A 14,025-nucleotide genomic window follows, 5' to 3' on the forward strand; every position below is an offset into this window, starting at 1 on the left:
TCAGCAGTGTCGAACAACCGGGTTAATGAGGTCTGAACGGCGCGAATTTTGGCGCGCCGCGGCCCCTCATGAGAGCAGGACATGTCGGTAAAGAAGAAGCCTCTCGTCGTCGTCACCCGCAAGCTCCCGGACTCGATCGAGACCCGGATGCGCGAACTGTTCGATGCCAGATTGAATCTGGACGACACGCCGATGACGCCGGACCAGATCGCCGAGGCGATGCGAACCGCCGACGTGCTGGTGCCGACGGTAACCGACGTGATCCGCGAGGATGTGATCAACCAGCCCGACTGCAAGCTGAGGATGATCGCCAATTTCGGCAACGGCGTCGACAATATCGACGTGGCGGCCGCCCATGCGCGCGGCATCACCGTGACCAACACACCGAAGGTGCTGACCGAGGATACCGCCGACATGACGATGGCGCTGATCCTCGCGGTGCCGCGGCGCATGATCGAGGGCGCCTCGATCCTGACCGAAGGCAGGCAGCACTGGGCGGGCTGGTCGCCGACCTGGATGCTCGGCAACCGCATCGGCGGCAAGCGGCTCGGCATCATCGGCATGGGCCGCATCGGCCAGGCGGTGGCGCGCCGCGCCCGCGCCTTCGGGTTGCAGATCCATTACCACAACCGCCGCCCGGTGGCGCCCGTCATCGCCGATGAGCTCGGCGCGACCTATTGGGAAAGCCTCGACCAGATGCTGGCGCGGATGGACATCATCTCGGTGAACTGCCCGCATACGCCGGCCACCTACCATCTGCTCTCGGCCCGACGGCTCAAGCTGATCCGGAAAGAGGCCTACATCGTCAACACCGCGCGCGGCGAGGTGATCGACGAGGATACGCTGATCAAGTTGATCGAAGCCGGCGAGGTCCGCGGCGCCGGCCTCGACGTCTATGAGCACGAGCCCGCGGTGAACCCGAAGCTGGTGCGGCTGGCCAAGGCCGGCAAGGTGACGCTGCTGCCGCATATGGGCTCGGCCACCATCGAAGGCCGCGTCGAGATGGGCGAGAAGGTCATCATCAATATCCGGACCTTCCTCGACAATCACAAGCCGCCGGATCGCGTGCTGCCGAGCATGCTGTAGGAATTCGTGGCGGGATAGCGCTCCGCTCCATCCCGCCACGCGGCTTAAACCTCCCCTTGAAAGGGGAGGCCGCTTTGCTCGCCAGAGCAAAGCGGGTGGGGATCTGCTCTCTCCGCGCGCAACATCGCCTGGGGCTGATCCCCATCCAGACCTTCCCCCTTTCAGGGGGAAGGGGAAGATAGATCTGTAGCTCCGATTGCGCTTCGCTTCATCGGGCTACGGGGCTATGCCGTCGCGGAGGCTCGCTGCCAAATTATCGAAAACAACCCCATGCAAAGGAGCCGGGCGGCATGGAGCGCAGCGACGTCCGGGGTACATGGCTCGACCTCCCCTTGAAAAGGGGAGGTCGCTTTGCTCACCAGAGCAAAGCGGGTGGGGATCTGCTTGCTCCACACGCAGCATCGCCCGCGGCCGACCCCCATCCCGACCTTCCCCCTTTCAGGGGGAAGGGGAAGAGAGATCAGAAGCCCGGATGGAGCGAAGTGAAATCCAGGCTACGGCACCGTAAGCTCCGTATTCGCTGTCGTCCCTGCGAAGGCAGGGACCGATGACCACCGAAGGTAATGGTTGGAATGAGCTGGAGCTCCAGCCTTCGTCATTGCGAGAGCTGTGGTTATGGGTCCCGGCTGGAGGCCGGGACGACGATGTGGTGACGGCCCGCCTATTTCTTCTGCCGGGCCTGCTTGCGCCAGTCGGCGACGAACGACACCAAGGCAGCGAGTGCCGGCGGCGGCTGGCGGCGGCTTGGATAGTACAGGAATGGCCCGGGGAACGGCGGGCACCAATCGTCGAGCACGCTGACCAGCGCGCCGGATTTGACGCCGTAATGGACATAGCCCTCGAACGTCGCCCAGTAGCCGACGCCGTCATGGACTGCGCGCAGCGCGAGGCCGAGATAGGTCGCGATCAGCTTGGCCGGCGGCGACACCTTGACCACGCGGCCGTTCTTCTCGAACTCCCAATCGAACATCGCGCCGCTGCCGAAGCGGGTGCGGATGCAGGCATGCTTTAGCAAATCCTTCGGATGCATCGGCCGGCCGTGCTTTGCGACATAGCCGCTCGAAGCCACGACCGCATAGCGCTGCGGCGCGCCCAGCGGAATCGCGACCATGTCCTGCGCGAGGTGCTCGCCGTAGCGCACGCCGGCGTCGAAGCCCTGCGCGACGATATCGACGAACGCGCTGTCGGCGACGATGTCGAGATCGACCTTCGGATATTTCGCGAGAAACGGCGCGACCATCGGCGCCAGCACCAGATCGATCGCCGGCGGCGGCGCGTTGATCCGCAAGCGGCCTGACGGCTCGGCCCGCAGGCCCCGCACCTGGTCGAGCGCATCGCCGACCACAGCCATCGCCGGCCCGACCCGTGCGAGCAACAGCTCGCCCGCTTCGGTGAGCGCGACGCTGCGGGTGGTGCGGTTCATGAGGCGAACGCCGAGCCGCTCCTCCATGTCGCGCAGCCGCTGGCTCAGGCTCGAGACCGAGACGCGCTGCTCAAGCGCGGCACGGCGGAAGTTGCGCGTGCGCGCCACCGCCACGAAGGCGTCGAGGTCGCGGAGGTCGAAATCGTCCATTGTTCGATATAGTGAACAAGCTATTCGGCATTGTCCAGCTTATCGGCGGAAGGTGACGGGGCCATATCGGCCGCACCACTTCATAGCGGACCGTCGTCCGCGACCTTCGAGGAGTATCATCATGGATACGCGCAAACTCGGTTCCACCGGCCCTGCCGTCTCGCTGATCGGCCTCGGCTGCATGGGCATGTCGGATTTCTACGGCCCCGCCGACCGCAGCGAGAGCATCGCCACCATTCACGCCGCGCTCGATGCCGGCATCACGCTGCTCGATACCGGCGACTTCTATGGCATGGGTCACAACGAGATGCTGATCGGCGAGGCGCTGAGGGGCAGGAACCGCGACAATGTGCAGATCAGCGTCAAGTTCGGCGCGCTGCGCGATCCGAATAACGGCTTCCTCGGCTATGACAGCCGGCCCGCCGCCGTGAAGACCTTCGTCGCCTATTCGCTGCGGCGGCTCGGTGTCGACCACATCGACATCTACCGCCCGGCACGGCTCGATCCCGCCGTGCCGATCGAGGAGACGATCGGCGCCATGGCCGACATGATCAAGGCCGGCTGGATCAGGCATATCGGCCTCTCCGAGGTCGGCTCGGAGACCATCCGCCGCGCCCACAAGGTGCATCCGATCGCCGACCTGCAGATCGAGTATTCGCTGATCTCGCGCGGCATCGAGAGCGACATCCTGAAGACCTGCCGCGAGCTCGGCATCGGCATCACCGCCTATGGCGTGCTGGCGCGTGGATTGATCAGCGGGCACTGGTCGAAGGACCGGGCGGAGGCCAAGGATTTTCGTCTGCACAGCCCGCGCTTCCAGGCCGGCAACATCGATGCCAATCTGGCGCTCGCCGATCGCCTGCGCGCGATCGCCGCCGAGATTGGCGCATCGCCGGCGCAGGTGGCGATCGCCTGGGTCGCGGCGCAAGGCAAGGACATCGTGCCGCTGGTCGGTGCGCGGCGGCGCGACCGGCTCACCGAAGCACTCGGCGCGCTCGATGTGAAATTGACCGAGGCGCATCTCGCTGCGCTGGCCAAGGCGTTTCCGCCCGGCGCGGCGGCCGGAGGGCGCTATCCGGAAGAGCACCTCCGCCATATGGACAGCGAGCGCTCGGCGAAGGCTTCCTAGAGCAAGATGAGTTTGGATCGAATCGGTTCGACGATGCACTTCCTTCACCTCTCCCCGTCGGGGAGAGGTCGATTTGCGAAGCAAATCGGGTGAGGGGCCGCAGGGCTACCGAGGGACTGTAACCCCTCACCCGGCGCTACGCGCCGACCTCTCCCAAGGGAGAGGTGAACCTCCGCTGCCGATCCAGTTCAGCCTGATCTCATCACGTCTGAATCTTACCGATGCCCGCTCAAATCGGTGATGGTGGGCGTATCACCATTGAGCGGGTTCTGCGGATCGCGGGTGTAGCGCAGGGTTTCGAACCGCATGGCGCGCGCATCCACCATCAAGAGACGTCCGACCAGGCTTTCGCCGAAGCCGACGATCTCGCGGATCGCCTCCAGCGCCATCATCGAACCGAGGATGCCGGCGAGTGCGCCCATCACGCCGGCTTCGGCGCAGGCCGGCACGGTGCCCGGCGGCGGCGGCTCCGGAAACAGGCAGCGATAGGTCGGATTGAATTCTCCGTCCGCGTTCTTCTCGTGCGCGCGGATCGTGGTCAGCGAGGCGTCGAACTGGCCGAGCGCCGCGGTGATCAGCGGCTTGCGCGCGAGAAAGCAGGCATCGGAGACCAGATAACGGGTCTCGAAATTGTCGGAGCCGTCGAGCACGAGATCGTAATCCGCAAGCAGCGTCATCGCATTCTTGGCGTCGAGCCGCGCGGCATGCGCCTCGAACCTGACGTGCGGATTGAGCGCGTGGATCTGGGCGGCCGCGCTGTCGACCTTGCGCTTGCCGACGTCAGGTGTCGCATGGATGATCTGGCGCTGCAGGTTGGAGAGCGAGACGATGTCGTCATCGATCACGCCGAGCCTGCCGACGCCCGCCGCTGCCAGATACATCAACGCCGGTGCCCCGAGACCGCCCGCGCCGATCACGAGCACGGAGGCTTGCTTCAGCGCGTTCTGGCCGGGGCCGCCGACCTCGCGCAACACGATATGGCGGGCATAGCGTTCGAGTTCTTCCGCACTCAGCATCGTTCGAACAAATCCCTCGTCATCGCGACCCTCATGGTGAGGAGGCGCACAGCGCCGTCTCGAACCGTGAGGCCCGGTCCGTGGCCTCATCCCTCGAGACGCGGCTAGCGCCGCTCCTCAGGACGAGGGGTTTGACGCCCTGAACCGGGCGCGACTGTTGCCGACCAAGCAGATGTGCTTAATTGCCTGGACGTCAATGGTGTCAGTCATCCCTTGCGGATTTGTCATGAGATCGGCGCTTTCGGCAACATTGATGGCCGTGGCCATGAGCGCGGCGCATGCCCAAATGACGACGCCGTCGACGCCCGGTACCAAGCCCAGGCCGGTGACAACCGTGCCGATCCGCCCCCCGCTGCAAAGCCGGAGGACACCGCGAATGCGATGACGCAGGCCGAGCGGCTGGCGCTGCAATCGGACCTTGCCTGGGTCGGCCAATATAACGGCGCCATCACCGGCGACGTCAGCGACCGCATGGTCAGCGCAATCAAGGAATTCCAGAAAAGCCGCGGCGGCAAGCCGACCGGCGTGCTGAATCCGCAGGAGCGTAGCGTGCTTGCCGACACCGCGCGGCGGCGCCGGGAGAATGTCGGCTGGAAGATCGTCACCGAGGCGGCCACCGGCGCACGCCTCGGCATTCCCTCGAAGCTGGTGCCGCAGCTCACCAGCGATGCTTCGGGCGCCAAATGGTCGTCGCCGACGGGCACCATCCAGGTGCTGCTGACACGGCGCACGGAAGCGAACCCGACCACGGCAAAGCTCGCCGAGCGGGAAAAGAAGGAGCCGGCCGGCCGCACCATCGACTACACCGTGGTGAAGCCTGACTTCTTCGTGCTGTCGGGCATGCAGGGGCTGAAGAAATTCTATCTGCGCGGCACGTTCAGGGGCGACGAGGTTCGCATCCTCACCATCCTTTACGACCAGGCGACCGAAAATACCGTTGAGCCGGTGGTGATCGGGATGTCGAGCGCGTTCAACGCATTCCCCGCCGGCGTGCAGATCGGACCACCGCCGCGCAAGACCGTGGAATACAGCACCGGCATCGTGGTCAGCGACGACGGCGCGATCATCGCCGACCGCGTGGCGACAGATGAGTGCATCGCGCTGACGATCCCGGGTCATGGCAGAGCCGATCGCATCGCCGAGGACAAGGAGCACGATCTGGCGCTGCTGCGCATCTATGGCGCGCGCGCCTTGAAGCCGCTCAATGTCGCAGGCAACGCGACCAAGACAGCGCTCGAGATCACCGGCATCGCCGATCCGCAGAACCAGGGCGGCGGCACGGAGATCACCACGGTGAAGGCATCGGTGGCGCAGCTCGGCGGCGGGGACGATGCGGCGCTGTCACCTGCGCCAGCCGCCGGCTTCTCCGGTGCCGCTGCGCTCGATGACGACGGCAAATTTGCCGGTGTCGCGTTGCTGAAGCCGGTGCAGGTTGCGGGTGCCGCGAACGCGACACCTCCGACGCAGGCCGCATTGGTGCCGGCAGACACAGTGCGCGGCTTCCTGAAGGCGCATGACGTGGCGGCGTCAGGCGGATCGACCGATGCCAGGTCCGCCGTCGTCCGCGTAATCTGCGTCAGAAAATGACTCAAGCGGTCATCGTCCGCCACCTGATAGCGCGAATGCGCGCCCGATGACAGGCTCCGGCGGACGATCCAGTATTCCAGAGACAGTTGCGGTAGAGCCGAGAAACCGCAGCGTACTGGATCGCCCGGTCGAGCCGGGCGACAACAATTGTGGAGGAGGATGCAGCTTTGCGTTCGTCACGAGGCGGTCTCCGCGCACACCGCCGTCGTCCCTGCGAAAGCAGGGACCCATAACCACGAACATCGCTTGTTTTGCGATGTCGGAACGACGAGTCTCTGTCACAACACAAGCTGCGGAGTATGGGTCCTGGCTTTCGCCAGGACGACGGTGGGCTGGTTCTCGCTTCAACCTGTCAAACAGCGTAGTCGATGTCACCGCAGCGCGAACCGCACGCCGGCGCGTGCGAGACCGCCGGCAATGCCGATCGGCGTGCCGTCTGCGCGCCAGCAGGCCGCGCCCGACATCGTGCCGTCGCCGTGAAACTGGATCGCATTCATGCCGCCGGCGACTGTCGATACCACCTGCACCTTGTGGCCTTTCGCGGCGAGCGCGGTGCGGACGGTCTCCGGCACTGCCTGCTCGACCTCGAGCGCGTTGCCTTCGGTCCAGACCCGCGGCGCCTCGACCGCCTCCTGCAGGCTCATGCCGTGATCGATCAGGTTGATCAGTGCCTGCATCGCACTCGGGAAGATGCGCTTGCCGCCGGGCAGCCCGAGCGCGTAAGCGAGCTTGCCGTCGCGCAGCGCCATCATCGGCGACATCGAGGTGGTGACGCGCTTACCCGCCGCCAGCGACAGCGCATGTCCCGGCCGCGGATCGAACAGGTTCATGTAGTTGTTCGGCACGGTGCCGAGGCCTGGAATCAGGATCTTGGCGCCGAACAAATTGTTGATGGTCTGCGTGGTCGCAACCACATTGCCCATCGCGTCCGCGGCGGTCATGTGCGTGGTGTGCGCGCTTTCGAGCTGCGAAACGCCGGCGCCCCAGGCCTGCGCGCAATCGGCATCGATCGCGCGGCGCCGCTCCTCGGCATAGGCCTTCGAGGTCAGCCGCTCCACCGGCACGTTGATGTAGGCGGGATCGCCGCTCGCTGCCTCGCGATCGGCAAAGGCGATCTTCAGCACCTCGGCGAGGTAGTGGATGGTCTCCGCCGTGCCGAAGCCGAGCCGGGCGATGTCGTAGCCTTCGAGGATGTTGAGCATCTGCGTGATGTGCACACCGGAGGCGGCGGGCGGCGGCGGACCCAGAATTTCCCAACCGCGGTAATCGCAGCGGATCGGCGCGCGCTCGACCGTCTTGTAGCTCGCAAGGTCCTCGCGCGCGATGAAGCCGCCGTTTTTCGTCATGTAGTCGACAAGGATGTCGCCGAGCGGCCCTTGATACAGCGCGTTGTCGCCATGGTCGGCGATGTATCTAAGCGTCTCGGCATATTCCGCCTGCACCACGCGCTCGCCGGGCTTCAGCGGCTCCCCATTCGGCAGATAGATCGCCGAGATCGGCTTGTCCTTCAGCATCTCCTCGGCGCCGTCGGTGATGCATTCGTGCAAGTAAGGCGTCGCCGCATAACCGCGCGCGGCGTGCTTGATCGCCGGCTGCATCACGTCGGCGAGGCTCATGGTGCCGAAGCGGCGCAGCGTTTCGCACCAGGCCTTTAGCGAGCCCGGCACGGCGACCGCTTTCGGCCCGTTGAGGTTCTCGTTGCCGACGGTGTCGAACACGTCATGCGCCGAACCGGGCTTCGAGGTATAGGTGTCCGGCCGCACCGCCTTCGGCACCGTGCTCTGCCCGTCGATGAAGCGGTGGCTGCCGTCGGCGAGGCGAATATGCGCCATGCCGCCGCCGATGATGCCGACCATCATCGGCTCGACCACGGTGAGCGTGAACAGGGTCGCGATCGCGGCATCGATGGCGTTGCCGCCGGCGGCGAGCATCTCGGCGCCCGCGGCCGACGCCAACGGATGGTTGCTCACCACCATGCCGCGGCTGCTGGTCGCCGGCTGCTTCTGGCACTCGAAACTCGTTGCCGCGCGATCCCGCCAGTTGCCGTTCTCCGCCATCGTGTTCTCGTTTTTTGAGGAGCGATGGCCAAGATGTTCGTCGGCCTTGCACGCGCGGTCAAGCCGCGCGATTTTCCTCACAGCGGCATTCGCACTAGCGTCAGAAGCTTCGGCGATCCCTCAGCCAGGTTTCGCGCGTTACCTTCCATCTCTCCGCTTTGGATTCGCCAGTGTGGTGCGGAAGTTCGATGAACCCCACGAATTCCGCTCCGGTCTTCAGCTTGACCCGGCGCGAGGCAACATTCGACTCTGCGTTGCAGACATGGAAGCTCTCCAGGCCGAGCGTCAGGAAGGCGAAATCATTCACCGCCGCGATGGCTTCAGTCATGAGACCCTGATTCCAGTAAGGCTCGGCGAGCCAGAATCCGCGATTGCCTTTGCGGTTTTCCACTCGCGGCCGGAAATTGATGTTGCCGATCGCCTCGCCATCGCCGGAGCGCAGCACCAAGACCCATTGATAGCTTTCCTCGCCGGCCGCGATCTTCGCAAGCTCGCGCCTGATGAACGTTTCCGCGCCGTCTTCTGGATAGGGCCACGGCACAACCGTGGCGAGCGTCCTGATGACGTTCCAATTGTTGAAGTGACGTTGAATCGCTGCTGCGTCTGACAACGCAAGCGGGACGCAGGATCAGCCGCTCCGTTGGTATGACCGGCGTTTCCATCACGCTACTTCTGGCACTTCGGGCACCAGAACGTCGAACGGCCGTTCTGGGTGAAGCGCCTGACGATGCCGTCGCAGCCCGATGTGCAGCATGTCTCGCCTTCGCGGTCGTAGACCTGGAACGAGTGCTGGAAGTAGCCGAGATCACCGTTGGTGAGCCTGTGATCGCTGATCGACGAGCCGCCGGCCTTGATCGCCTGGTTGAGCACCTGATGGATCGCATCGACCAGCCGCCGCGCATGGTCGGTGGGCTCGCCCCCGGCAACGCCCTTGCGTTGTCCGGCCTTGGTCGCGAGCGTCGCGGCCAGGCGCCGCGGCGACAGATGCGCACGAAACAGCGCCTCGCAGACATAGATGTTGCCGAGTCCCGCGACCACGCGCTGGTCGAGCAGCGCCGCCTTCAGGCTGGTCTTCTTGTTGTGGCAGGATCGCGCCAGCATCGCCGCGTCGAATTCATTGCCGAGCGGCTCGGGTCCCAGCCCCTTCAGAAGCGGCTCGTCCTCGATCGCGTTGCGGGCGATGATCTTCATGTAGCCGAAGCGGCGCGGATCGTTGAAGACGACAGCCGCCCCCGACGACATGTGGAACACCACGTGATCATGCGCACGATCCTCGCTGCGAGGATGGTGGAATTGTCCCGGCGTGGCCGCGCCCGTCCCCTTCAGCACCCGGAACGAACCCGACATGCCCAAATGCATCAGCAGCACATCGCCGGAGGTCAGGTCCGCCATGAGGTATTTGGCGCGGCGGCCGAGCCCGGTCACGGTCTGGCCTTCGAGCCGGGCCACGAAGTCTTTTTGAAAGGGAAACCGCAGATCCTTGCGACGGGCTTCGGCCTTGAGGATTTTTGCCCCTTCCATGGCCGGTTGCAGGCCGCGGCGGACGGTCTCGACTTCGGGTAATTCCGGCATAGCAGGCATTCACCTTTTGGAAGTGACGTGATAGCGCCATTGCGGCCGCCGCGCTATGGTTTGGCTGGAGCGTTTTCGAGCGGAGCCTGTCCCGCACGTGATGCGGGATGACACCGGTTCGCGTGAAGAAAACGCGACCAAAACGGGTAAGAGTTGTGAGTTGATGGATCGGCCGGATCAAACCACCCATTTCGGCTTCAGGGACGTCCCCCTGGGCGACAAGCAGACGCTGGTGAACGACGTGTTTCACAGCGTCGCGCAGCGCTACGACTTGATGAACGATCTGATGTCGGCGGGCCTGCACCGGGTCTGGAAGGACATCATGATCACGACGCTCAATCCACCGAGGGGCGACGCGCCGTTCGCACTGCTCGACGTCGCCGGCGGCACCGGCGATATCGCATTCCGTGCCGCCAAGGCGGGGGGCGCGGGTTTCCACGCGACCGTCTGCGACATCAATGGCGAGATGCTGGCGGTGGGCCGCGAGCGCGCCACCAAGCAGCATCTCGACGATCGCGTGTCGTTCGTCGAGGGCAATGCCGAAACGCTGGCCTTCGCCGACCGTTCGTTCGACGCCTACACGATCGCGTTCGGTATCCGCAATGTGCCGCGGATCGACCTCGCGCTTCGCGAAGCCTATCGTGTGCTGCGGCCCGGCAGCCGCTTCCTGTGCCTGGAATTCTCCACCGTCGACGTGCCGGGCCTCGACCGGCTTTACGACCTGTTCTCCTTCAAGGTGATCCCGCCGCTCGGCCGCGCCGTCACCGGCGATGCCGAATCCTATCAATATCTCGTCGAGTCGATCCGCAAATTCCCGCGGCCCGGCGCGTTCGCCGACATGATCGGCGCCGCCGGCTTTTCGCGCGTGAAGTGGCAGAGCCTCTCCGGCGGCATCGTGGCGTTGCATTCGGGCTGGCGTTTGTGATCTCTGCACTGTCCCACATCGCGCGCCTCGCCCGCGCCGGTTTCGTGTTTGCGCGCGAGGGCGTGTTCGGCGTCGTCGATCCGTCGCTGGTGCCGCCGCCCGGACAACTCGCGCTAAAGCTGGCGCGGCTGATCGAACGCCGCTCCGCCAAGTCCGGCCCGCGGCTGTCGCGCGCGCTGACCCGGCTCGGGCCCGCCTATCTCAAGCTCGGACAATTCCTCGCCACCCGGCCCGACGTGGTCGGCGTCGTGATGGCGCGCGATCTCGAAAGCCTGCAAGACCGGCTGCCGCCATTCTCGCAAGAGGCAGCCGAGGCCGTGATCACGCAATCGCTGGAGCGGCCGCTGTCGCAAGTCTTCGTCCGCCTGGGACCTGCGGTTGCCGCCGCCTCGATCGCCCAGGTGCATCGCGGCGAGGTCGAGCGAAACGGCGTCCGGCGCCAGGTCGCGGTCAAGGTGCTACGGCCGAACGTCGCCGCACGCTTCCACCGTGACTTGAGCGATTTCTTCTTCGTCGCGCGCAATGCCGAGGCGCATTCCGCCGAAGCGCGGCGGCTGCGGCTGATCGAGGTCATCAACACGATGTCGCGCTCGGTCGCGATGGAGATGGACCTGCGGCTAGAAGCGGCCGCGCTGTCCGAGATGGCGGAGAACACCAACGACGATCCGGATTTCCGCGTGCCGGCGGTCGACTGGGACCGCACCACCCACAACGTTCTGACGATGGAGTGGATCGACGGCATCGCGCTGAACGATCACGCGCGGCTCGCGCAGGCCAACGTCGATCTGCCCGATCTCGGCCGCAAGGTGATCCAGAGCTTCCTGCGCCACGCGCTGCGCGACGGCTTCTTCCATGCCGACATGCATCCCGGCAATCTGTTCCTCGACGAGACCGGCCGCCTGGTTGCGGTGGATTTCGGCATCATGGGGCGGCTCGGGCTGAAGGAGCGGCGCTTCCTTGCCGAGATCCTGCTCGGCTTCATCACCCGCGACTACCGCCGCGTCGCCGAGGTGCATTTCGAGGCCGGCTACGTGCCGGGTCACCACTCGGTGGAGAATTTCGCGCAGGCGATTCGCGCGATCGGCGAGCCGATCCACAACCGGACCGCCGAGGAAATCTCGATGGCAAAGCTGTTGACCCTGCTGCTCGAGGTCACCGGCCTGTTCGACATGCAGACGCGGCCCGAACTGATCCTGTTGCAGAAGACCATGGTGGTGGTCGAGGGCGTGGCGCGCGGCTTCGACCCCAAGCTCGACATCTGGAAGATCGCCGATCCCGTGGTGCGCGAATGGATCACGCAGAATCTCGGCCCGCTCGGCCGCATCCAGGGCGCGATGTCCGGCGCGGGCGAGCTCGGCCGCGTCATCGCCAATCTGCCTTCCATCGCCACCCGCGCCATGACGGTGCTCGAGCAGTTGGAAACCATGACCCGCGAAGGCCACATGCTTTCGTCGGATACCATCGACGAAATGGCCCGCGCCGAGGCCCGCAAGGCGCGGCTGCAGACCGTCGGGCTCTGGGTCATCGCCCTCGCCCTGATCGGAATCCTTTTCAGCGTCCGAGGACTGTGATTGCAATGCATTCATCCCGTGATATCATTGATATCACATTTAGAGGCATGCCATGGCGAGCCTGACCATCCGCAAGCTCGACGACACGCTGAAGGCCTATCTGCGGCTGCGGTCCGCCAAGAACGGACGGTCGGTCGAGGAGGAGGTCCGGGTGATCCTCCGGGAGCTCGCGGACGGCCGTGCGGAGGCCGCTGAAGCGGCTCTCACAATCCCTGCCAAAGACCCCGCTCCTGCCCCACGCGCCACCGACACGGCTGGCGAGCCCCGCGTGACCCTGATCATCGGCGGCGGGATCGCGGCCTACAAGGCGCTGGACCTGATCCGGCGGCTCAAGGAGCGGAGCATCCAGGTCCGCTGCGTGCTGACCAAGGCGGCCCAGCAATTCGTCACTCCGCTCGCGGCCAGCGCGCTGTCGCACGAGCAGGTCTATACCGATCTGTTCGATGCCGAGAGCGAGTTCGACGCCGGCCACATCCGGCTGGCGCGCGAGTGCGATCTGATCGTGGTGGCGCCGGCAACCGCAGACCTGATGGCCAAGATGGCGCATGGCCATGCCGACGATCTCGCCAGCGCCATCCTGCTCGCGGCCAACCGGCCGATCCTGCTCGCGCCGGCGATGAATCCGCTGATGTGGAACAATCCGGCCACCCGCCGCAACGTGCTGCAGCTCCGCCGCGATGGCATTCACACCGTCGGCCCCAACGCCGGCGAGATGGCGGAAGCCGGCGAAGCCGGCGTCGGGCGGATGGCCGAGCCGACCGAGATCGCCGCCGCAGCCGACCACATGCTGCGACCGCCGCAGCCGCGTCCACTGACCGGCAAGCGGGTGCTGATCACCGCGGGCCCGACCCATGAGGCGATCGATCCGGTCCGCTACATCGCCAACCGCTCCTCCGGCAAACAGGGCTTTGCCATCGCCGCGGCCGCACGGGCGGCCGGCGCCGACGTCGTGCTGGTCTCCGGTCCAGTCGAGCTGCCCGATCCGGCCGGCGTATCCGTGATGCGCGTGGAATCCGCGCGCGACATGCTGCACCGGGTCGAGGCGGCGCTGCCGGTCGATGTCGCGATCTTCGCTGCGGCCGTCGCCGACTGGCGCGTCGCCAATGAGGGTGCGCAGAAACTGAAGAAGACCGCGGCCGGCATGCCGCCGCTGCAGCTTGTCGAGAACCCCGACATCCTCGCCACGATCTCGAAGCTGAAGGACAAGCGGCCGCCGCTGGTGATCGGCTTCGCCGCCGAAACCGAGCACCTGATCGAGAATGCCAAGGCGAAGTTCGCGCGCAAGGGCTGTGACTGGATCGTCGCCAACGACGTCTCGCCCGCGACCGGCGTGATGGGCGGTGACCGTAATACCGTTCATCTGCTGGCGCGCGAAGGCAAGGAGGTGACGATCGATTCCTGGCCTGTCATGACCAAGGAAGAGGTCGCGGCCGCCCTGGTGTCGCGCATCGCAAGAACCGTAGGAGCGACATCGTGAGCGCCGTCATCAAGGTTGAAGTCCACCAGCTT

Annotated in this window: 9 protein-coding genes and 2 pseudogenes; 6 read left to right on the forward strand and 5 right to left on the reverse strand. The window is 65.5% G+C overall.

The window, feature by feature from the left end:
- Window positions 1–81 precede the first annotated feature (81 nt).
- Window positions 82–1,086: a 2-hydroxyacid dehydrogenase gene (locus tag P6U25_RS00270; RefSeq protein WP_407149457.1), complete on the forward strand. Its 1,005-nt coding sequence runs from the start codon at window positions 82–84 to the stop codon at window positions 1,084–1,086.
- 661 nt (window positions 1,087–1,747) lie between these two features.
- Here the strand turns inward: P6U25_RS00270 and P6U25_RS00275 are convergent.
- Complete coding sequence (locus P6U25_RS00275) at window positions 1,748–2,659, reverse strand: LysR family transcriptional regulator (protein ID WP_407149458.1); 912 nt, start codon at window positions 2,657–2,659, stop codon at window positions 1,748–1,750.
- 121 nt (window positions 2,660–2,780) lie between these two features.
- On the opposite strand from P6U25_RS00275, the gene P6U25_RS00280 reads away from it, so the two are divergent.
- Window positions 2,781–3,788: an aldo/keto reductase gene (locus P6U25_RS00280; protein WP_407149459.1), complete on the forward strand. Its 1,008-nt coding sequence runs from the start codon at window positions 2,781–2,783 to the stop codon at window positions 3,786–3,788.
- Window positions 3,789–4,003: 215 nt separating this feature from the next.
- On the opposite strand, the gene P6U25_RS00285 is transcribed toward P6U25_RS00280, so the two are convergent.
- Entirely contained in the window at window positions 4,004–4,804 is an 801-nt protein-coding gene (locus P6U25_RS00285; protein ID WP_407149460.1) for a HesA/MoeB/ThiF family protein, read from the reverse strand.
- A 226-nt stretch (window positions 4,805–5,030) separates the two neighbouring features.
- Between P6U25_RS00285 and P6U25_RS00290 the strand changes: the two are divergent.
- A pseudogene (locus tag P6U25_RS00290) lies at window positions 5,031–6,391 on the forward strand (serine protease).
- Window positions 6,392–6,762: 371 nt separating this feature from the next.
- Here P6U25_RS00290 and ggt read toward each other — a convergent pair.
- From ggt to mutM, 3 genes and pseudogenes are all read right to left on the reverse strand, one after another.
- A complete protein-coding gene (gene ggt, locus P6U25_RS00295; protein WP_407149461.1) occupies window positions 6,763–8,448 on the reverse strand; it encodes a gamma-glutamyltransferase in 1,686 nt (561 codons plus the stop codon).
- Window positions 8,449–8,548: 100 nt separating this feature from the next.
- A pseudogene (locus P6U25_RS00300) lies at window positions 8,549–9,110 on the reverse strand (GNAT family N-acetyltransferase).
- Window positions 9,111–9,114: 4 nt separating this feature from the next.
- The gene (gene mutM, locus P6U25_RS00305; protein ID WP_407149462.1) at window positions 9,115–10,020 is read right to left on the reverse strand and encodes a bifunctional DNA-formamidopyrimidine glycosylase/DNA-(apurinic or apyrimidinic site) lyase; all 906 of its coding nucleotides are present in this window, start codon (window positions 10,018–10,020) and stop codon (window positions 9,115–9,117) included.
- Between the two features lie 163 nt (window positions 10,021–10,183).
- Here mutM and ubiE point away from each other — a divergent pair, with 163 nt between their 5' ends.
- The 3 genes from ubiE to coaBC are packed head-to-tail and all read left to right on the forward strand — an operon-like array spanning window position 10,184 to window position 13,993.
- Window positions 10,184–10,945: a bifunctional demethylmenaquinone methyltransferase/2-methoxy-6-polyprenyl-1,4-benzoquinol methylase UbiE gene (gene ubiE, locus P6U25_RS00310; RefSeq protein WP_407149463.1), complete on the forward strand. Its 762-nt coding sequence runs from the start codon at window positions 10,184–10,186 to the stop codon at window positions 10,943–10,945.
- Window positions 10,942–12,516, forward strand: a complete 1,575-nt coding sequence (ubiB, locus tag P6U25_RS00315; RefSeq protein WP_407149464.1) for a 2-polyprenylphenol 6-hydroxylase — start codon at window positions 10,942–10,944, stop codon at window positions 12,514–12,516. Before ubiE ends, ubiB begins: the two co-directional genes overlap by 4 nt.
- 52 nt (window positions 12,517–12,568) lie before the next feature.
- Window positions 12,569–13,993 (forward strand): bifunctional phosphopantothenoylcysteine decarboxylase/phosphopantothenate--cysteine ligase CoaBC, encoded by a 1,425-nt coding sequence (gene coaBC / locus P6U25_RS00320; RefSeq protein WP_407149465.1) that lies wholly within the window; start codon window positions 12,569–12,571, stop codon window positions 13,991–13,993.
- Window positions 13,994–14,025: the final 32 nt, after the last annotated feature.

It is taken from the genome of Bradyrhizobium sp. ORS 86 (assembly GCF_045571475.1).
Classification (GTDB): domain Bacteria; phylum Pseudomonadota; class Alphaproteobacteria; order Rhizobiales; family Xanthobacteraceae; genus Bradyrhizobium.